This window comes from Cysteiniphilum sp. JM-1, from assembly GCF_008711525.1.
GTDB lineage: Bacteria > Pseudomonadota > Gammaproteobacteria > Francisellales > Francisellaceae > Caedibacter.
Map to the genome: position 1 here is coordinate 1 of NZ_VXKS01000016.1, position 19,033 is coordinate 19,033.

The window sequence follows — 19,033 nt, forward strand, 5'->3', positions numbered from 1 at the left end:
TTTTAGGCGTGTAATAGCAGGTGCCTCGATTAATACCCAGTAATTGGCATTGCTTAACTATGGAAATATTTTCTAGCTTGGACTCCACCATAGATTTTTTAGTTGATAAGTCCAAGCTTTTTAGCTTTCCCTCAAGCCAATCCCTCTCAATAGTAAGCTGACCAACTTTCTTAGCATACTTGTCTACCTCATGTTGAAGCTTATCATTTTCAGATTTGTACTCTTTAACCGCCTTGGCTGGCTCCATAGCAATAACTGCATTATCCAAGAAGATTTTCTTCCAGTTTTGGATGTTTTTTGTGGTTATATTATGCTTGCTAGCAAGCTCTGCTAACGTAAGCTCATTTGCCAATAATTCCAATACAACTTTGACTTTAAACTCGGATGAGTAACTCGTCCTTTTTGTGCTCATAAATACGCCCTCTGTTCATTTCACTTTCAACAATATATCGGAAATTAATTTTAAAATATACTGTTTAAATTTATTGGGGTATTATAAATTGCCAATTCCCCCTTTTTAAACAGTATCGTGTTTTTGATATTATTGTTCTTCGCAGTGGCAGGTATTGTTTATGGTTATGTGACCAAAAGCTTCAAAAGCACTAAAGATATCGTCAATGCCATGGACAAGACATTTAATACCTTGGGTACTTATATTGTTTTGGTGTTCTTTGCAGCACAGTTTGTCGCATACTTCAAGGTGACAAATTTAGGCACGATCATCGCAGTTGCTGGTGCGACAGCGCTAGAGAGTATTAACTTCACAGGGGCGCCATTGATTATAAGCTTTGTGATTTTAGCGGCTTTTATCAATCTGTTTATGGGGAGTGCCTCAGCAAAATGGTCGATGTTAGCACCTGTATTTGTGCCGATGTTTATGCTATTAGGTTATTCACCTGAATTGGTGCAAGTGGCATATCGTGTTGGCGACTCGGCAACAAATATTATCTCACCATTGATGAGCTATTTTGCTTTGATCGTCGCATTTTTCCAAAAGTATGATAAAAATTCAGGCATTGGCACAATTGTCGCCACGATGTTGCCTTACTCGATTGTATTATTGATCACGTGGAGTATTTTCCTCTATCTTTGGGTGTTTTTATTTAATTTACCCGTTGGACCTGGTGTTGATTCGTTCTATCAAATAAAGTAGTCTGACTTGAGTAGACTCCCACTATAAGCCATTTTATAGAAGTTCCTGCTTTAATTGGCTTCGACTTACGCTCAGCCAACGACTATGTTTAGTAATGATATATAAATAAGCTGCATCAGCTAATACCTCTCCCCTTGTGGGAGAGGTCGTGCAGCTCATGCTGCACGGGTGAGGGGTAATAAAATGTGCTTTATGCTTTAGCCGTTCCCTGAGCGTAAGTCGAAGGGAAGGCGCAAAACAATAATTGACTTTGACTAATGCTCAGCCAACACTTATAGTGTTGCTATGCCAAATAACCCAGTGCACGTTTGATGATATACTTAGGCACATTTTGATATTCAGAAAAGTAAATTTGACTTACTTCAGTTGCGTTGTGCTGATACACATAAACGCTTGGTGAGTGAGTTACGCCTGCGGTTTTTGCTAAAGCATTATTATCTTTAATTTCTTGATCAACCATCTTTTTAAGATATGGTGTTTCATTAATGTTTAAATTGATCATTAAATCAGATAGGGCGTTTTGATCAACAACCTGACCTGATTTAATCAAACTATGGAGCTCGTGCAAAAATTCTTGCATGAGCTCCACCCCGCCCACAGTGTAAGTGAAAGCCAAATAATGTGACGCATCAGGGCTTTGTGTCGTGCTAATGGGGTAAATGTTTATTTTGATGTCTTTATCATTTGTAAGCGTTAATAGCGTATTTATATTCTCTAAACAGGCGAGCTTTGAGTAGTCACAGAATTGCGTGATGACTTTACTTGCCTGTGGATTGCCAAGGTTAATCTTAGGTGATTTGTCAAAGTTTAAATTTTTATGAATAAACACATTCGCTTGATAGCGTGAAAAAGCATGCATATCACAAGCTTCTTCGCCAGCTTTATGCCCAGCGTTGGTAAGGCTTGCGCATAAAATTGTACTTAAAAGTAGAGTGATCTTTTTCATGTGTTTACCCAGATTGTTTTGATATCTGGCAGTCTAATGAATAGTCTGAAGAAAGAGAAATTTAAAAACTTTATAGACGTATTAGGTTTTTTAAATATTGCATATGCTAATGCACAGATTCCGTTGGTGTACAATCCTCAAAATGCTAAATGACAGCACGGCTTTACGCGCTTATTTTAATCTTACGTAATTGCCCATAGTGATAAATGATTTCAAGATGCTTGGAACGTGACATCATCCCTGGGTTAGTGCCTTTATCACCCTCGGGTATTGGTTTGTTAATTTCTTTGAAATAGCTTTGCCATTCAGGCAATGTGTGCCCATTTTGTTTAAACGTCATGGTGTTTAGTGCAAAGATCGGCTTGTTATTATTGCTTAGCATAAACGCATCATAGACTAACTGTGAGCAGTAAAATGTCTTAAGATCGTTTTTATAGCTAAAGTCATCGTTATAAGGAAGTCCTTGCCATGATAACGCGTAGCTAATCGCTTTTTTAACGAGTGGTTGATATTGGATATTTAAGCGCCCGACCATCACGCGTGGCTTGTTATCGTTATCAACGCTGCGCATTAAGAAGTCGTGTAAAGGCGTTAAATGCACTGCCTTGCCAATGGCTTCGATAATTTCTGGTTTCCCTTTAACAAAAACAAGCATGCCCACGTGTGATACTTGGGTATTGCCATAGCCGTAGGTGATGTTGGTGATGGCATTGCATAGTTTGCCGCAATTTAAATCTTGAAAGAATAGGTCTCCCGCCTTGGGAGTATAGCTAAAAGCCAGTTGGCTTATGAGTAATAGAGTAAGCGTAAATTTAAAGTGGCAAAATATCTTCATGTTGGTAGTTGTTCTAAAAATCAAATGCTTGTTATACCAGAAAATTTCGGCAGTTGGGATTTTATATTTTATTGGTGGCAAGTTTTGTTACAATGTGAAAAATTTTTTAAAACGGAAAACGACAATGCTAAGTCTTATTTCACCGGCAAAAAGTCAAGATTTCAGTCAGAATGCGCCAACAGAGCTTACAAGTAATGTATTATTCGCTGGGCAAATAAAGCAGCTCGTGGCTAAGCTTAAACACTATACGCCAGATGGGTTTGAGCGGTTAATGAAAATATCACCAAAGCTTGCCGAAGGTGTGTTTGATATGTATATCAACTTTGATGGCAATCACTACGGCAAAGACAATGCCAAACAAGCGCTATTTGCTTTTACTGGTGATGTTTATCGAGGTTTGGATGCACTTACTTTGTCACCTGCACAAATTAATTATGCGCAAGAACATTTGCTAATGATTTCAGGCTTATATGGATTGATTCGACCCTTGGATTTAATTCAGGCATATCGTTTGGAAATGGGCACTAAATTTTATATCGATGATGTATTGCTATATGATTTTTGGCGAGAAAGGTTAACACAGAAGCTAAATGATATTATCAAGGAGAATAATCACCAAGCAATCGTTAATTTGGCATCCAATGAGTACAGCAAGGCGATTGATAAGAAAATGATTAAAGCGACATGGCTTGAAGTTGATTTTAAAGAATTCCATAAAGGTAAATATCAAACTATTGCACTTTTTGCTAAGCGTGCACGCGGGAGAATGGTGCGCTATATTATCGATCATAATATTAATGATATAGAAGCGCTTAAAGGCTTTGACTATGATGGTTACGTTTTTAATCCAGAATTTTCGCGTGATAAGTCATTCTGCTTTACTCGGGTCAAGCCATGAAAATTAAATTACTTGCCTTAGGTGAGAAAATGCCAGCATGGGTGCAAGAAGGTGTTAATGAATATCAAAAGCGATTAACAGGTTCTTCAATTCAGTTGCAGGTAGTTGAATTGCCTATTGCCAAGCGCACAAAAACGGGCTCAATTGATGGTTGGTTGGCGCAAGAAGCAAAAACAGTATTGTCCAAGCTGAATGAGCAAGATCATTTAGTTATTTTAGATGTTAAGTCCAAATTAATTAGCACTGAAGAGCTTGCGCAAAAAATGGAAAACTGGCAACAGAACACACCAAATGTTGCGATTTTGATCGGCGGGCCAGATGGGATTGATGATTCGATCAAAGGTTTGGCAAAGGAGAAAATATCTCTTTCAAAAATGACGTTCCCGCACCCGATTGTACGGATTATTTTTGCTGAGCAGATCTATCGTGCGTGGACGATTTTACAAGGTCACCCGTATCACAAATAGCGAATGGCTGAGAAATAATGATGGAATATATTTAAGGTATTTTCAGGGTTTTGCTCACATTCTTCATAAATGAAATCCATGTTTTTAGGAAAGTGCAGAATTTTTTTCTTGGTCACAGATTCAAGCCAGCCATGAATGTTAAGCTCTTCAGGGTAGGTTGCTGTCATTTCAAGATAGCTAAAAGTAATACCGTCATCTGAATAAGAAATATAGATAATCGTTAATTGTCCTTTGTGATCGCGGATCTTGATCGGCAGTTTGAGGGCATCATCTTCGTTTGCTAACTTCATATGTACTCTACTGAATTCCTAATGAACATAAGTCTAACAGGTATTTTAATACATGCAAATTAGGTCGTTATCTTGAATTTGTTTTAAGGAATTTGCTTTGAAAAAACCTCTAAATATCGTGGCGGAATGGACGGGACTCGAACCCGCGACCCCCTGCGTGACAGGCAGGTATTCTAACCAACTGAACTACCACTCCGCTTTTGATGGTGCCGACACCAGGACTTGAACCCGGAACCTGCCGATTACAAGTCGGCTGCTCTACCAGTTGAGCCATGTCGGCGACAGAAAGGCATTCTATAGATTTCCGATTAGATGTCAACGCCTAATTTTTAAAAATAATGAAATATTTGCTGTACCCATCACAAATTATGTTGCGGTGTTCGGTGTCATTTATATTTTTTTTATATTTCCGAATAAAACCCCTATCGAATTTTTATTCTCATCACTCGTACAATTTAGCCTGAGTGATTATTGTCAACATTAAGAGAGGTGTTTTAGATGACAATATTTTCAGGCGTGATAATGGCGGTATTAGCCATTTATATGATTATTGTTTTAATTTTCCCAGAGCGATTTTAGGTAAAAGTATGTATCACAATATTTGGTTATTCGTTATTTTTATTGGCGTTTTGTTAGCTATCACAAAGCCATTAGGAACATATATTTATAATGTTTATCATGGACGAAGAACGTTTTTAGATTGGTTTGCTTCACCACTTGAACGTGGTTATGGCAAGCTAATTGGTGCTAATCTGACTAAAGAACAAAGTGCTAAACAGTATTTATTAAGCCTTGTAGTGTTTTCAGTATTTGGTCTTTTGTTTGTATTTATCATGTTGATGCTGCAAGCTTTTTTGCCTTTAAATCCACAGCATATTGACAATATGACTTGGCACCAGGCATTTAATACTGCAGCAAGTTTTGTTTCTAATACCAATTGGCAAAGCTATTCCGGTGAAACTGGCGTGAGTTATTTATCACAGATGGCAGCATTGGCTGTGCAAAATTTTGTGTCAGCAGCGGTAGGTGTATCGGTGGCTATCGCTTTGTTTCGTGGCATTGCGAGAAACAATGAAACAACGATTGGCAATTTCTGGTCAGATTTAGGGAAGGCGATATTTTGGATCTTACTACCGCTTTGTATTGTCATTACAATTATTTATATATTGCAAGGAGTGCCGCAAAATTTTATGGACTATGTGCATGCGCATACCTTATCAGGTGCTGAGCAAATCATCCCACAAGGTCCCGTGGCGTCACAAGAAGCAATTAAATCACTAGGAACTAATGGCGGCGGGTTCTTTAATGCTAACTCTGCACACCCGTATGAAAACCCAACGGCATTAACCAATTTTATTCAAACATTGAGTATTTTTGCCATTGGTGCAGCATTAACTTACACCTTTGGTAAATGGGTAGGAAACACCAAGCAAGGTTGGTTCATTTTGGCAGTGATGGGGGTGTTGTTTATTTGCTCATTAACTGTGATGACCTACGCTGAATTAAAAGGCATGCCCAATCCTCAAAGTACGCATATTGCCGATATCTATGGGCAATCTGGACATTTAGCGAATCTGGAAGGCAAAGAGATGCGTTTTGGAATTTTCCAGTCCACGCTTTATAACACGGTGTCAACGGCAGCGTCCGATGGCGGTGTCAATAGTATGCTTGATAGCTATACCCCAATTGGTGGTGCTGCGGCATTGGTCAATATGTCGCTTGGTGAGATTATTATCGGCGGTGTTGGCACAGGGATGTATGGCTTTTTACTGTTTATGTTATTAAGCGTTTTTATCGCTTCACTGATGGTGGGCAGAATCCCAAGCATATTAGGCAAGCGCATCGAAGGCACGCAAATGAAATGGGTAATGCTTGGCGTGCTTATTTCTCCTTGTTGTGTGCTTATATTTACCGCGATTGCTGCCGTGTTACCAAGTACTTATGCAAGTCTTACCAATACGGGTGCGCACGGGTTTAGTGAGACCTTATATGCTTATACATCTGCAGCTAACAATAATGGCAGTGCGTTTACAGGCTTAAATGCTAATACATTGTTTTTTAATGTGACTCTTGGGGTAGCAATGTTATTAGGACGTTTCGTCACGATTGCTGCGGTGATTATGCTTGCAGGAAGTTTGGTTGCGACAAAGCGTGCCACAGATCAAGTTGGCTCGAGCTTACTATCAACAACGAGTATTTTATTTGGTGTATTGGTATTGTTTACGATTTTGATCGTTGGCGGCCTCACAATTTTCCCCGCATTATCACTAGGACCGATTCTTGACTACGTCACGTTTTAATCTTTTTTAATCTTTTAGATCATTAATATCTTTTATAGTTTGGAGTTTATGAAAATGGCACATCAAAATGGATCAATCTTTTCAAAAGCATTGATCATGCCGGCGATTAAAGCGGCATTTATAAAGTGTAATCCGAAAGAGATGTATCGCAATCCGGTCATGTTTTGTGTTTATGTCGTCACAATTTTATGCTCGCTCTATCTCATACAAGCATTCGTTAACGGCAAAGAGATTGGCTTTACATTACAAATCACTTTATGGTTATGGATAACCCTTTTATTTGCTAACTTTGCTGAGAGCATTGCCGAGGGCAAAGGCAAGGCGCAAGCCGATAGTTTACGCGCTACCAAATCACAATTAAGTGCCAAGCGTTATAATGAAAGTGGCGAGCTTGAAGTGCTTGCTGCTGAGTTATTACGCGCAGGGGATATCGTCTTAGTGCAAACCGGTGATTTCATGCCGGCAGATGGCGAGGTGATCGAGGGGATTGCCACGATTGATGAGTCCGCAATTACTGGGGAATCACAACCAGTGGTTAGAGAAGCAGGCTCTGATAGCTCAGCAGTCACGGCAGGCACCAAGGTTATCTCCGATGAGATCAAAGTGCGCGTTACCTCTAATCCTGGTGAAAGCTTCTTGGATAAGATGATTGCTTTGGTCGAGAATGCCAAACGCTTAAAAACGCCGAATGAAATTGCCTTAACGATTTTATTATCGGGGTTGACGCTGATTTTTATCGTGGCGGTTTGCGCGCTTTACGGTATGGCACAATTTAGTCATGTAACACTATCTGTTGTCGTATTGATCGCGTTATTTGTGACCTTGATTCCAACGACGATTGCAGGATTATTATCAGCCATTGGTATTTCGGGCATGGATCGCTTGATGAAAGCCAATGTTGTTGCACTTTCTGGTCGTGCTGTCGAAGCATCAGGCAATATCGATGTATTGCTGTTGGATAAAACTGGCACGATCACATTGGGTAATCGCTTTGCTACCGAGTTTTTGGTTATTAATGGTGTCAGTGAGCGCGATCTAGCCTATGCTGCATGGTTGTCCTCATTAGCAGATGAAACACCAGAGGGTAAGTCTATTGTCAAGCTTGTGGAAAAGCGCTTTGGCTTTAAGCGTGAAGCTGTCGATTTAACCGAAGCGCAGATGATCCCTTTTTCAGCCTATACACGCATGAGCGGGATTGACTATAACGCGCTTAATATCCGTAAAGGAGCAGTAAGTGCGATTACTAAGCATCTGGGTAATCACTCGCCAGATACGGTAAGTCACAGCTTTACTTTAATGGTTGAGCGTATTGCCGAAGAAGGAGGCACACCATTAGCAGTTTGTCAAAATAATGAATTATTGGGGGTGATTTATCTTAAAGATGTGATTAAACCCGCGATTAAAGAGAAGTTTGATGAGCTAAGAAAAATGGGGATTAAAACGGTGATGATCACGGGAGATAATCCTTTAACGGCAGCGGCAATTGCTGCTGAGGCGGGCGTTGATGATTTTATCGCGCAAGCCTCACCGCAAGACAAATTAGACTACATCAAAAAAGTGCAAAAAGAAGGCAAAACGGTAGCAATGTGCGGCGATGGTACTAATGATGCGCCAGCCTTAGCGCAAGCCGATGTTGGCGTTGCCATGGCAAGTGGTACAACGGCGGCACGTGAGGCGGGCAATATGGTCGACTTGGATTCAGATCCTAAAAAGCTGATTGAAATCGTGCGCATTGGTAAGCAGATCCTTGTCACACGTGGGGCATTAACAACCTTTAGTATCACCAATGACGTGGCAAAATATTTTGCGATTATTCCAGCATTATTTGTGGTCAGTTTCCCAAGCTTAAATGCGCTTAATATCATGCATTTACACTCACCGATGAGTGCGATCTTATCGGCAGTAATCTTCAATGCATTAATTATTGTGTTTTTAATTCCAATGGCATTGGTTGGTGTTAAAAATGTCAGTGTCAGTGCGCATAAACTTCTTCAGCGTAATCTGTTGCTGTACGGTTTAGGTGGTATCTTAGTACCATTTGTTGGCATTAAATTAATCGATATGATCATTACAGCCATAGGCTTAGTGTAGGAGAGAAATGATGTTTTATGAAATTCGTCGCGGGCTTATAGCAATGCTTTTTTTTACGATTATCTTAGGTGTTTTTTATCCCTTATTGATGACTGGTATTGGTCTGGTCGTTGCTAAAGATCAAGCACAAGGCTCGTTGGTTAAATATGAAGGGCAGGTTATTGGCTCAAGCCTGATTGGACAAAATTTTGCCGATAATTTATTTCAGTCACGACCATCTGCAAATAACTATGATGGGCTTGCCTCGGGTGGTATGAGTATGGCGCTTAATAACTCAAACTTGCTTAAGAATGTGCAGACGCGGATTGAGAATCTACAGCAAAAATATGGTCATAGCAAAATACCTGCTGATTTGGTGTTTTCCTCAGGCAGTGGTTTAGATCCGGATATCTCGCTGATGGCAGCTAAGTATCAAGCGCCATATATTGCCAAGGTCAATCATTTGTCAGTTGCTAAAGTCCTGCAATTGATTGATGACAATACAGCGCATCATCTCTTTAATCCAGCAACGGTTAATGTGCTTAAATTAAATATGGGCTTGATGAAGTTAGTTGGTTATTCAAGATAAAGAGATGGTTACATTTTTTAAAAGCATTTACAGACGCGTGTTTAGCAACGTAACTGGAAAAATTTTAATAACACGCACTGTCTATTGTTAAGAGAATCAGATACTATCGTTGCTTATCAATGATAGATGCCTATAACAATGGAGTATTAATGACGAAAGTGAATTTTTTGGGTTATATAACTTTATGGCTTGCAGCCACTTGTGCTATTGCAGGGACACAGAAGATAGCTAAAGAACCTTTAGTAAGATGCCTACCAAGTCAGCCGTGTTGGCCAAATCAAAAAGCATGGGATCAATTGCAAGGTGAGTTATCCAAACCCCTACTTCATCCTGAATCACCCTTAGCTGCATGCCAAAAGCACATGAAGAGTGAAGCATGTCGCAAAGCTTTAGATTTAGTGCATAATCCATTTTATTTACAAAGCTCTCCAGGCGGGTCAGAGAGTCAAGGATGGTGGAAAGCATGGACGTATCAAAATAGTATTTATGCTGTTGATGCCAGAAATGAGCAGGATATTGTTGCAGCTGTGGATTTTGCCAGAAAATATAATTTGAAACTGGTAATCAAGGGCTCTGGACATGATTACTTAGGGCGCTCTAATGCGCCTGATTCATTACTGATCTGGACTCACCATATGCAAACCCTTGAATATGATAAAAACTTTGTCCCTGAAGGTGCACCTCAAGGGACTTCTGGGGTTGCAGCAATGAGCGTAGGTGCAGGTGTTGGTTGGTTACAAGTTTATCAAAAAGCTGCACAATATGATCGATTTGTACAAGGCGGCGGCTGCACCTCGGTGGGCGCTGTCGGTGGATTTACCCTAGGCGGTGGCTATGGTTCTTATTCCAAACAATACGGCACGGGTGCTGCTAACCTTCTGCAAGCGACAGTTGTTACTGCTGATGGTAAATTGTTGACAGTGAATAAATACCAGCATCCGGATTTATTTTGGGCATTAAAGGGGGGAGGACCTGGGTTTGGTGTGGTAACTGAGATGACATACCGCACCTACCCATTGCCTCAATATTTTGGTTCAGTAAACGGTTATGTTCAGGCTAAAAATGACAAGGCATATAAGGCTTTAATAAAACAAGTGTTAATCTTCATAAGAGATAATTTAATGAATGAACATTGGGGAGAGCAAATAAGCTTCGGACCTGATAATAAAATAGGGATTCATTTGGATACGTCAGGTTTATCAAAAAAACAAGAAGAAGCGATTTTCCTCAATTCTAAATTAGCCAAATGGCTAGATGAACAAAACAGTGCAATTAAAGGACTATATCTTGCTGATATTGATGCGAGTGAAACGGATGCAAGAGTAAGATGGGATGCAAAACATCACGAGGGAGATATTGTTATCAATCATCAAGAAGGTCTAGCTAAAGGGTTATTCTGGTGGGCAGGGAATTCTAATGAAGCGTTTAATTATTGGTCAAGTTATAGGTCATGGTGGTTACCATTAATACTATTTGCTGAGAAAGATTTAGCTAAGCTGACGGATGTTTTTTATCAAGCATCACGTTTGCATGATTTTTCTTTGCATTTGAACAAAGGCTTAGCAGGATCATCGAAAACTGCTTTGGTATTGCAGGCTGATACTGCGGTTAACCCTGCAGTAGAGGAGGCTGCTGGGTTGATTGTCATTACAAGTGGTAATAATAGTCCTGCTTCCACTTTGTTTGGTCTTTCCGATAGTATGAAAAAAGACATGCAAGTTGAAAGTAAGCAAACCAAAGATGCCATTATGTTATTTAAAAAACTAGCGCCTAATGCGGGGACATATATTAATGAAACAGATTATTTTGAGCCAAAGTGGCAGAAAGCATTTTGGGGAGATAACTACCAAAAACTATTGAAAATTAAATTGCAATATGATCCTGATGGATTGTTTTATTGTCACCACTGTGTAGGCAGTGAGTATTGGGATAAAGCGGGAATGAAGTCAATTGCATCATAAGAATAAATTAAGTGAGGTTAAAGTGAGATATTTATGGATTGCTTTGTTAACATTATTAAATGTTGCCTATGCTAGTGATATTAACTCGATTGACTTTAAGGTTCAAAATGGCACGTTGAATGTGACGTGTGGTGATCATTATCAAGTCATCAAGAGTTAACTTTGGATTATATGAACACCCTATTTTTATTTTTCTTTTATCTCCAAGTCATGGCAAATTCGTTACAATAGCCTATTAGGTAGTTTAAAAGGATCAAAGATGCAAGAAGAAATTTCTTCAGAGACAGATAGCTTTAAAGTCGACGCTTTGCTGAATCTTGCAAATAAGTCAGTGAAATCTAAGCGTGGTCGATTAAAGATCTTTTTGGGTGCTGCTCCTGGTGTGGGTAAAACCTATGCGATGTTGACACGTGCCCAAGAGCTCAAACGCGCAGGACATGATGTGGCTATTGGTTTGGTGGTGACACATGGACGTAAAGAGACGGAAGGTTTAGTTGAGGGTCTTGAGCAAATCCCACTAAAAGCAATCACTTATAAAGGTAAGGTATTTAATGAGCTTGATGTTGATGCCATTATTCAGCGCAAGCCAGAAACAGTGATCATCGATGAATTACCGCATAAAAATCTTGCGACAGAGCGTAATAAAAAGCGCTATTTAGACATCGTTGAGATTCTAGAAGCGGGGATTAATGTTTATACCGCAATTAATATTCAACATATCGCAAGCTTAAGCTATGAAGTCGAGGAAATAACTCAGGTAACTGTTGAAGAAACTGTTCCTGATAGTTTTATTCAATCAGCCGATGAGCTGATGATTGTTGATATCACGCCTGAGGAGCTGATCAAGCGCTTAAATGAAGGGCGAGTTTATCATCACGACATGGCAAAGCGCGCATTATCACGCTATTTCCAATACACCAATTTGGCGATACTTCGAGATTATGCGCTACGTTTAGCCGCATCACATGTCGGCGAAGATGTGCGCTCATATAAGAAGCTTTATGATTCACATGCTAATATTGCCGCTTCACCTTGTGTGCTGGTTTGTTGTGCCTATGATGCGTCAACGCCAAGGTTGCTTAGAAAGGGCAAACAGCTTGCCACGATTGCCAATGCGCGACTATTGGCGATATTTATTCACAATCCGCAAAAGCAACTATCGCGTGTCAAATTACGGGAAATTAGGCGTTATAAAACGTTGGCAATTGAGTTAGGTTATCAATTAGAGCATATCTCAGGTGGTAGGCTATCAAAAGCGATTATTCGCTATGCCAATGATCACAATGTCACTGATATTGTCATTGGCAAATCAAGACGGGCTAAATGGTTGGATTGGCTGTTGGGTTCAGTGGTTTATGATGTTATTCGTCATAGTGAGCACAAACAAGTGCATGTGATCAGCACACATAAAGCAAGACTTTCTGACCTTTTCTCACGCTTTAAAGAAACTAAACAAAGCAGCAATACAACGTGGATGAATGTTGTAAAAGCATTGGCAATTACGTTTGTTTCAGGGCTCTTTATATTTTTTGGATTAAGTTTTGTCGGCTTGTCTGGGCAATCACTTATTTTGGTGCTGGTTTTGATACTATGCGCTTACCGCTATGGGCTTAAAGCATCAATTGCCTCGTCAATTCTAAGTTTTGTGATGTACATGTACATGTATTTGACACCTAATTTTCAATTCACGATAGGCACTTTTTCACAAGTCATTACCTTTATCATATTTATGTTAGTTGTTTTGATAGTGAGCCAATTAACGGCACGTACGCGTCGCTCATTAAAGGTGTTGCGTTCACGTGAAAAGACTTTATCGATGCTTTATAAATTCTCCAATGAGATTACGATAAAGCAGAAAAATCAGTCGTTTTATCAGCGCTTTTTAGAGGCATTAGCGCAATATTTCGATTATGAGTTTGCATTTATTGTTGCTGATGATCATAAGTTATATGAAACCATTCCTAACTCATGTCAGTTAAGTGATAAAGAGCAAGCCGCGGTGCGTTGGTGTTGGAGTAATAAAACAGCTTGTGGCAAAAGCACGCAAACCTTTAGTGCATTACCTTGGTATTTTGAACCATTGATTGTTGATGGGCGTATGCTTGGCATTATTGCCATTTGTGTGAAGTTTGAATATAAAGTCGAAGCTTTCATGTTTGATCAAATACTCATTAAAACAATGCTGTCACACGTTGCTAATGCATTACTGCAGCAGCGCTTATCACAACAAGAGCAAGAAGCGGTGATTTTAAAAGAGCAGGAAAAGCTACAAAAAACATTACTATCATCGGTGTCTCACGACTTAAAAACACCGTTGGCATCGATCACCGGTGCGTTATCTAGCGTATTAAGCTATGAGGAGATGTTTTCCAAAGAAGACAAAGCTGAAATGCTGAATGTTGCCTTAGAGGAAAGTAAACGCTTAGATCAATATATCGATCATATTCTACAGATGTTGAAGTTTAGCTCAGGTATCACCATTAATAAGCAAAACATGCTGCTAAAGACATTAATCAACGAAGTATTGATTATTGCTAGAAAGCGTTTTTCAAGTCATCAGTTTAAGTTGCAATGTCTTGATAAAGACCTTGTGATTAACGGAGATAAACTGTTATTGGAGCAGGTTTTGCTTAACCTTATTTCCAATGCGGTTAAGTTTAGTGCGTCTAATAGTCAAATCACTTTGAGCTTAAAATGTATAAACACTTGGGCAGTTATTGAGGTCATTGATCAGGGTATTGGACTTGAGCCTGCGGAGTTAGAGAGTGTATTCTCAATTTTTCATCGACTCAAAAAATCAGATAGTTATACTAAAGGGCATGGACTGGGTCTTGCCATTTGTAAGGATATTGTTACGGCCCATCATGGTGAGATTTATGCCACCAGTGAGGGTGCTCATAAAGGCAGTACATTTATTGTTAAATTACCCATAGTGAATTCATATGAACAAGAAAATATTATTAATTGATGATGAAGCGCAAATTCGCAAATTCTTAAAAAAAACCTTATTGGTTCTTGGTTATGATGTCTATGATGCCGTCAGTGCTGAACACGCGACAGAGATTTTAAATCAGCAGCATCCTGATCTTATTCTATTAGATCTAGGTTTGCCTGGTCAGGATGGACAAAAATGGTTAGCAAATCTAAGAGTGAAGCATCTGCACGTGCCAGTGATTGTGGTATCGGCCAGATGCGATGGTGATGAGGTGGTCAAAGCACTTGAGAATGGTGCTAATGATTATGTCAGAAAACCGTTTGATATGCCTGAGCTAGTTGCGCGTATTAGGCGTAACCTTGAGCTTGTCGATGCGTTTAAAGCTGAAGACAAAATAGCAGAGTCTGTTTATCAGTTTGAAAATATGCGTGTTCATATTGCCGATCATCGCGTGATGATCAATGATGAAGTGATTCATTTATCAAAAAAAGAGTTTCTGTTATTGAGTGTGTTTTGTCAAAATGCAGGGAAACTATTGACTCAAAATCAGATCTTACAGCAAATATGGGGTGAATATTTTGCTGATGAAGTACAGTATCTGCGTGTTTATGTTGGGCAATTGCGCAAAAAACTTGCTACTTGTACTAAGCAGCCACTGATTACCACGGAGTCGGGGGTTGGTTATCGGTTTGCTAAGGTGGATGTTTATCAATAGATAATGATCAAAAAAAAGGTTGTGTTATTTCTTAGCGCTCTCCTTGTGTAGGAGTTCGTGGAGTATAAGCAACACGGGCGAGGGGGGATTTAACTTATTATTCATTTGCTAATAGTTTGCCTTATAACATCTTCTTAACAATATTATCCTTAGCAATATATTTATGATAAAGTGCTGCCAAGATATGTAGTATGACAAGCACGAGTAGAATATAGGCAAACCAAGGATGCCAGCTAAAGATCTCACTACCAAGCTCTGGGTTTTGCGGCAATAAGATAGGTACATTAAACCAATAGAAAAATTGCCATTGACTTTGAAACAACTGTGAGGCGATAAGTCCCGTCATTGACATACAAAATACACAAAGATAAAGACCGAAGTGGACAATCTTGGCAAGGAAAATATGTAAAGATGACATCGCTTTAGGGTAAGGAATTTTCTTTGATAATAAGCGGGTAATGATCAGCAGAATCACCACAATGGCTAAAGATAAACCGATTGATTTATGTATTGTCATAAAAAATGCACCATTGAGCTTGGCAAATAAATCATCAAAGAAAAAACCAATCAAGAGTTGCAAGATGACACCAATCGCAATCAGTAAATGAAATAGCCGAATAAGAAAATTATACTTCATTGCTTTTTATCCTTATCAAATGAATTTCCTACAGTATGTTGCTGTATACCCATTACAAACCACTTTACAAATAAACACCGTAAAATGATTTACGATGGGTATAGTATAAACAAAAAAACATAAATCACCATCAACTGCTAGGCGATGCTCGAAATAGTTTCTATACTTAGCACTATCATTGGTAAAGAAGGACTAAGCTGCAATGAAGAAATTATTTGGTTCATTAAATAAAAAAGCAGACAAAACACAAGATCAAGCATCTGATGTGGAGCTGGAAAATGACGAGTTTGATTCTGAAGTATCAAACCAACAAAAAGGTAAAACGCCACTAACAAAACAGCAAAAGCTGATGGTGCTAGGTGGTGTGGGTGTGGCATGTGTGCTGGTATTTCAGTTGTTTATTATCACTAATCAAAAGGAAATCCAAGCGCATCAAAAGGTACTGCAATCGCATATTGAGGATCAGGCAGGTGCCATTAGAAATACGCTGTCGAATATCATTCACGCCGAGGCTGAAGAGGTGAGAAAGTCTGCAGATGCCAAAATTGCTGAGTTAAAACAGATGATTTTAAACAGTAATACCGAGGCAGTAACGCAGTTACAGCAAATGCAAATGAAACTAGATGAGGTGCAAAAACAGACCAAAAGCTTAGATAAAGTCAGCGATGATTTGGCAAAGCAGTTTTCAGGAAAGCTTGCGCAAATAGCAGCAAATAGCGCATCAAATGATAAGGGGCAAGTTATGCAGCCAATCATAACCATGCCAACAACGGCGGATAAAGTAGCGACAAACTATAAGATTTACTCTGCTAATAGTTATGGTCTTGTACTGCAATCTACTAATGGGACATTCACGATTGCTAATATTGGCAAGATGTTGCCAGGCTTGGGCGAGATCACCTCAATGACGGCAAATGAAGTGATTGCTGGGGATTATAAGATTATTAGTGACCCAAAAGGGTTTAAAGTTGATGAATCAGCCGCAATTTCAGCGTATCAATAGTTATTGTTTACCATAATAGCAGTATGTGAGGCGGTGTATTTGCCATAGAGAGAATAAAGATGGATCTTATTGTATTTGAGCTTATCGTTATAGTTGCATCGATGTTTGCAGGCATCCTTGGCGCCTTAGTCGGTCTCGGTGGTGGGGTGATTATCACGCCTTTTTTAGTCCTTGGATTTGGCATTGATATTCGCTATGCAATGGGGGCGGCATTAACCTCGGTCATTGCTACGTCATCGGGTGCTGCGATTTCATATCTTCGCGATGGAATAAGCAATATTCGTATTAGTATGTTTTTATCAGTGGCAACAACGATTGGTGCCATTTGTGGTGCAAGCCTTGCGGTGGTGATGAATAAAGACATATTATCACTTATCTTCGGGGTTATGCTGCTTTTAAATATTATGATTTCATTACTGAATAAGCCGAAAAACACAGTGGTTGAATCAAGTAAACTGGCGCAAAAATTACAACTCCCAGATACCTACCAAATAAAAGACAAAATAGAGTCTTATGCGGTCGTTGGTGTTGTCCCTGGCTTTGTTGTTATGTGGGTTGCAGGTGTGCTATCAGGGCTTTTGGGTATCGGCTCAGGTGCTTTTAAAGTATTGGGCATGGATCAAATCATGAAGATCCCCTTTAAAGTGACTACTGCAACCAGTAATTTCATGATCGGTATTACCGCTGCAGCAAGTGTTGGCATTTATCTTAAAGCAGGCTATATCGAGCCATTATTTGCGGCTCCCGTGGCATTGGGCGTTTTTGTTGGTGCATTCTTAGGTGCTAAATTATTACCGATCATTCCAGTAAAAACTTTGAAAACAGTGTTTTTAGTGCTAATTGCTATTATTGGCGTGCAAATGGTTTTAAATGGCTTAGGAGTTCACTTATGAACGACAATAGTGCTGGAGCAGAAAAAATAAAAAATCTGAAAAACCAAAAAAATCAAAAAAAGTCAGACTCAGCAATGATTGTTATGGTAATGATGGTGTCAATTATTATCTCTATTTCAGTAGTGTTTGTTGCTGAAGTGCTTTATCTGATCAATCATCATGGCATCGTGCATTTGTCGCATGTCTTTAGTGGTGAGCCCAAGCGCTTGGAGGATGTTAATCTGATTGTTTCAACAGCATTTCAGGGCAGTATTAAATCATTATTACAATTCGGGGTGTTGCTTATTTTAATCAACCCGATCGTACGTGTGGCAATTACGGCTTATAACTTTAAACGTCAACATAATAAGTGTTATGTTGTTATTAGCTTAATGGTATTAGTGGTGTTATTGATTAGCTTTTTTAGCCCAGATTTTATATAGTCTCTGTCATTGCCCAACGCATGGAGAAAAATGTGCAGCAACACACGATTAATCATCATATTGAAATTCAAGGTATCGGCTTACACTCAGGTGTTAATGTCAATATGCGCTTATTGCCGGCAGCGGTTGATCAGGGGATTGTTTTTCGGCGCACGGATTTATCCCAAATGCATGATATTAAGATTACGCCCTTTAATATTACTGAAGCAGTAATGTGTACATTGCTGGTCTCACCAAATGATAAAGCGATAACGGTATCTACGATTGAGCACCTAATGTCAGCGCTTTGTATGTTTCAGGTTGACAATGTCATCGTCGAAATCGATGCGCCAGAGTTGCCAGTCATGGATGGCAGTAGTATTGCCTTTGTTGAGGCATTGCAAAAAGTAGGGGTTAAAGCACAGGATAAAAAGCGTCAAGTGATTAAAGTGTTAAAGACAATACGCATCACTGATGAAGATAAATTTGCAGAAATTTCCCCGAGTGATGAAACGAGTTATCGCTTTGAAATCAAATGGGATCATCCAGTGATTGCTGCTACTCCTTTGGTTGTTGAGTTTTCAGGTAATCAACAGGAGTATATAGCGCAAGTTGCCAAGGCGCGCACGTTTGGTTTTGTTGAGCAACTGGAATACTTGCATGCAAACAATCTTGCAAAAGGTGCCTCACTTGACAATGCCGTTGGTGTCACTAATGAGGGTGTTGCAAACCCTGAAGGCTTAAGATATCCCGATGAATTTGTAAAACATAAATTGCTAGATGCGATTGGTGATTTTTATGTCGGTGGTGCGATTTTGGGGCATTTTAATTGCTATAAATCAGGGCACACCTTAAATAACAAACTCTTAAGAGCTTTGTTTGCAGATAATAGCGCATGGAAGTTGTGTTAATATGATGAATGCCTGATAATTGGCAGCAG

At 39.4% G+C, this 19,033-nt stretch carries 20 protein-coding genes and 2 tRNA genes; 15 read left to right on the forward strand and 7 right to left on the reverse strand.

The window, feature by feature from the left end; all coding sequences use genetic code 11:
- On the reverse strand, positions 1–412 hold a 412-nt coding region (locus F3D68_RS07865; RefSeq protein WP_151193897.1), incomplete at its 3' end, for a transposase.
- An 87-nt stretch (positions 413–499) separates the two neighbouring features.
- Between F3D68_RS07865 and F3D68_RS07870 the strand changes: the two genes are divergently transcribed.
- Entirely contained in the window at positions 500–1,153 is a 654-nt protein-coding gene (locus F3D68_RS07870; RefSeq protein ID WP_151193898.1) for an AbgT family transporter, read from the forward strand.
- A 283-nt stretch (positions 1,154–1,436) separates the two neighbouring features.
- Here the strand turns inward: F3D68_RS07870 and F3D68_RS07875 are convergent, their stop codons facing one another.
- On the reverse strand, positions 1,437–2,099 hold the full coding sequence (locus F3D68_RS07875) for a hypothetical protein (RefSeq protein WP_151193899.1): 663 nt from the start codon (positions 2,097–2,099) through the stop codon (positions 1,437–1,439).
- A 163-nt stretch (positions 2,100–2,262) separates the two neighbouring features.
- Entirely contained in the window at positions 2,263–3,015 is a 753-nt protein-coding gene (locus F3D68_RS07880) for a YiiX/YebB-like N1pC/P60 family cysteine hydrolase (protein ID WP_191092756.1), read from the reverse strand.
- 43 nt (positions 3,016–3,058) lie between these two features.
- On the opposite strand from F3D68_RS07880, the gene yaaA reads away from it, so the two are divergent.
- The gene (gene yaaA, locus F3D68_RS07885; RefSeq protein WP_151193901.1) at positions 3,059–3,832 is read left to right on the forward strand and encodes a peroxide stress protein YaaA; all 774 of its coding nucleotides are present in this window, start codon (positions 3,059–3,061) and stop codon (positions 3,830–3,832) included.
- A complete protein-coding gene (rlmH, locus tag F3D68_RS07890; RefSeq protein WP_151193902.1) occupies positions 3,829–4,299 on the forward strand; it encodes a 23S rRNA (pseudouridine(1915)-N(3))-methyltransferase RlmH in 471 nt (156 codons plus the stop codon). Before yaaA ends, rlmH begins: the two co-directional genes overlap by 4 nt.
- On the opposite strand, the gene F3D68_RS07895 is transcribed toward rlmH, so the two are convergent.
- From F3D68_RS07895 to F3D68_RS07905, 3 genes are all read right to left on the reverse strand, one after another.
- Positions 4,290–4,589 (reverse strand): hypothetical protein, encoded by a 300-nt coding sequence (locus tag F3D68_RS07895; protein ID WP_151193903.1) that lies wholly within the window; start codon positions 4,587–4,589, stop codon positions 4,290–4,292. The two genes, rlmH and F3D68_RS07895, sit on opposite strands and share 10 nt — an antisense overlap.
- A 119-nt stretch (positions 4,590–4,708) precedes the next feature.
- Positions 4,709–4,785: transfer RNA gene (locus F3D68_RS07900), tRNA-Asp, on the reverse strand.
- Positions 4,786–4,793: 8 nt separating this feature from the next.
- A tRNA-Thr gene (locus F3D68_RS07905) sits at positions 4,794–4,869 on the reverse strand.
- Between the two features lie 218 nt (positions 4,870–5,087).
- Between F3D68_RS07905 and F3D68_RS11515 the strand changes: the two genes are divergently transcribed.
- From F3D68_RS11515 to F3D68_RS07940, 8 genes are all read left to right on the forward strand, one after another.
- Positions 5,088–5,168 (forward strand): potassium-transporting ATPase subunit F, encoded by an 81-nt coding sequence (locus F3D68_RS11515; RefSeq protein WP_117003258.1) that lies wholly within the window; start codon positions 5,088–5,090, stop codon positions 5,166–5,168.
- A gap of 8 nt (positions 5,169–5,176) precedes the next feature.
- A complete protein-coding gene (kdpA, locus tag F3D68_RS07915; RefSeq protein WP_151193904.1) occupies positions 5,177–6,889 on the forward strand; it encodes a potassium-transporting ATPase subunit KdpA in 1,713 nt (570 codons plus the stop codon).
- Positions 6,890–6,943: 54 nt separating this feature from the next.
- Positions 6,944–8,980 carry a potassium-transporting ATPase subunit KdpB gene (gene kdpB / locus F3D68_RS07920; protein ID WP_151193905.1) on the forward strand — a complete coding sequence of 679 codons (2,037 nt, stop codon included), beginning with the start codon at positions 6,944–6,946 and terminating at the stop codon, positions 8,978–8,980.
- A 7-nt stretch (positions 8,981–8,987) separates the two neighbouring features.
- Positions 8,988–9,548, forward strand: a complete 561-nt coding sequence (gene kdpC, locus F3D68_RS07925) for a potassium-transporting ATPase subunit KdpC (protein WP_224728268.1) — start codon at positions 8,988–8,990, stop codon at positions 9,546–9,548.
- 149 nt (positions 9,549–9,697) lie between these two features.
- The gene (locus tag F3D68_RS07930; protein WP_191092757.1) at positions 9,698–11,509 is read left to right on the forward strand and encodes an FAD-dependent oxidoreductase; all 1,812 of its coding nucleotides are present in this window, start codon (positions 9,698–9,700) and stop codon (positions 11,507–11,509) included.
- A gap of 22 nt (positions 11,510–11,531) precedes the next feature.
- The gene (locus tag F3D68_RS11270) at positions 11,532–11,669 is read left to right on the forward strand and encodes a hypothetical protein (protein WP_191092758.1); all 138 of its coding nucleotides are present in this window, start codon (positions 11,532–11,534) and stop codon (positions 11,667–11,669) included.
- A 99-nt stretch (positions 11,670–11,768) separates the two neighbouring features.
- The gene (locus tag F3D68_RS07935; protein WP_151193907.1) at positions 11,769–14,477 is read left to right on the forward strand and encodes an ATP-binding protein; all 2,709 of its coding nucleotides are present in this window, start codon (positions 11,769–11,771) and stop codon (positions 14,475–14,477) included.
- Positions 14,452–15,159 (forward strand): response regulator transcription factor, encoded by a 708-nt coding sequence (locus tag F3D68_RS07940; RefSeq protein WP_151193908.1) that lies wholly within the window; start codon positions 14,452–14,454, stop codon positions 15,157–15,159. The genes F3D68_RS07935 and F3D68_RS07940 overlap by 26 nt, the downstream gene beginning before the upstream one ends.
- A gap of 121 nt (positions 15,160–15,280) precedes the next feature.
- Here the strand turns inward: F3D68_RS07940 and F3D68_RS07945 are convergent, their stop codons facing one another.
- Complete coding sequence (locus F3D68_RS07945) at positions 15,281–15,796, reverse strand: cytochrome b (RefSeq protein WP_151193909.1); 516 nt, start codon at positions 15,794–15,796, stop codon at positions 15,281–15,283.
- A gap of 202 nt (positions 15,797–15,998) precedes the next feature.
- On the opposite strand from F3D68_RS07945, the gene F3D68_RS07950 reads away from it, so the two are divergent.
- Genes F3D68_RS07950 through lpxC form a run of 4 tightly spaced genes read left to right on the forward strand, consistent with a single transcriptional unit; the run spans position 15,999 to position 19,004 of the window.
- Positions 15,999–16,799: a hypothetical protein gene (locus F3D68_RS07950; RefSeq protein WP_151193910.1), complete on the forward strand. Its 801-nt coding sequence runs from the start codon at positions 15,999–16,001 to the stop codon at positions 16,797–16,799.
- Between the two features lie 59 nt (positions 16,800–16,858).
- Complete coding sequence (locus F3D68_RS07955; protein WP_151193911.1) at positions 16,859–17,692, forward strand: sulfite exporter TauE/SafE family protein; 834 nt, start codon at positions 16,859–16,861, stop codon at positions 17,690–17,692.
- Entirely contained in the window at positions 17,689–18,114 is a 426-nt protein-coding gene (locus F3D68_RS07960; RefSeq protein ID WP_151193912.1) for a DUF1634 domain-containing protein, read from the forward strand. The genes F3D68_RS07955 and F3D68_RS07960 overlap by 4 nt, the downstream gene beginning before the upstream one ends.
- Before the next feature lie 32 nt (positions 18,115–18,146).
- Entirely contained in the window at positions 18,147–19,004 is an 858-nt protein-coding gene (gene lpxC, locus F3D68_RS07965) for a UDP-3-O-acyl-N-acetylglucosamine deacetylase (protein WP_224728269.1), read from the forward strand.
- The last annotated feature ends 29 nt before the right edge of the window (positions 19,005–19,033 follow it).

Coding starts and splice junctions, on each gene's coding strand:
- F3D68_RS07875 (WP_151193899.1), bottom strand. CDS start 2,099: ATGAAAAAGATCACTCTACTTTTAAGTACAATTTTATGCGCAAGCCTT.
- yaaA (WP_151193901.1), top strand. CDS start 3,059: ATGCTAAGTCTTATTTCACCGGCAAAAAGTCAAGATTTCAGTCAGAAT.
- rlmH (WP_151193902.1), top strand. CDS start 3,829: ATGAAAATTAAATTACTTGCCTTAGGTGAGAAAATGCCAGCATGGGTG.
- F3D68_RS07895 (WP_151193903.1), bottom strand. CDS start 4,589: ATGAAGTTAGCAAACGAAGATGATGCCCTCAAACTGCCGATCAAGATC.
- F3D68_RS11515 (WP_117003258.1), top strand. CDS start 5,088: ATGACAATATTTTCAGGCGTGATAATGGCGGTATTAGCCATTTATATG.
- kdpA (WP_151193904.1), top strand. CDS start 5,177: ATGTATCACAATATTTGGTTATTCGTTATTTTTATTGGCGTTTTGTTA.
- kdpB (WP_151193905.1), top strand. CDS start 6,944: ATGGCACATCAAAATGGATCAATCTTTTCAAAAGCATTGATCATGCCG.
- kdpC (WP_224728268.1), top strand. CDS start 8,988: ATGATGTTTTATGAAATTCGTCGCGGGCTTATAGCAATGCTTTTTTTT.
- F3D68_RS07930 (WP_191092757.1), top strand. CDS start 9,698: ATGACGAAAGTGAATTTTTTGGGTTATATAACTTTATGGCTTGCAGCC.
- F3D68_RS07935 (WP_151193907.1), top strand. CDS start 11,769: ATGCAAGAAGAAATTTCTTCAGAGACAGATAGCTTTAAAGTCGACGCT.
- F3D68_RS07940 (WP_151193908.1), top strand. CDS start 14,452: ATGAACAAGAAAATATTATTAATTGATGATGAAGCGCAAATTCGCAAA.
- F3D68_RS07945 (WP_151193909.1), bottom strand. CDS start 15,796: ATGAAGTATAATTTTCTTATTCGGCTATTTCATTTACTGATTGCGATT.
- F3D68_RS07950 (WP_151193910.1), top strand. CDS start 15,999: ATGAAGAAATTATTTGGTTCATTAAATAAAAAAGCAGACAAAACACAA.
- F3D68_RS07955 (WP_151193911.1), top strand. CDS start 16,859: ATGGATCTTATTGTATTTGAGCTTATCGTTATAGTTGCATCGATGTTT.
- F3D68_RS07960 (WP_151193912.1), top strand. CDS start 17,689: ATGAACGACAATAGTGCTGGAGCAGAAAAAATAAAAAATCTGAAAAAC.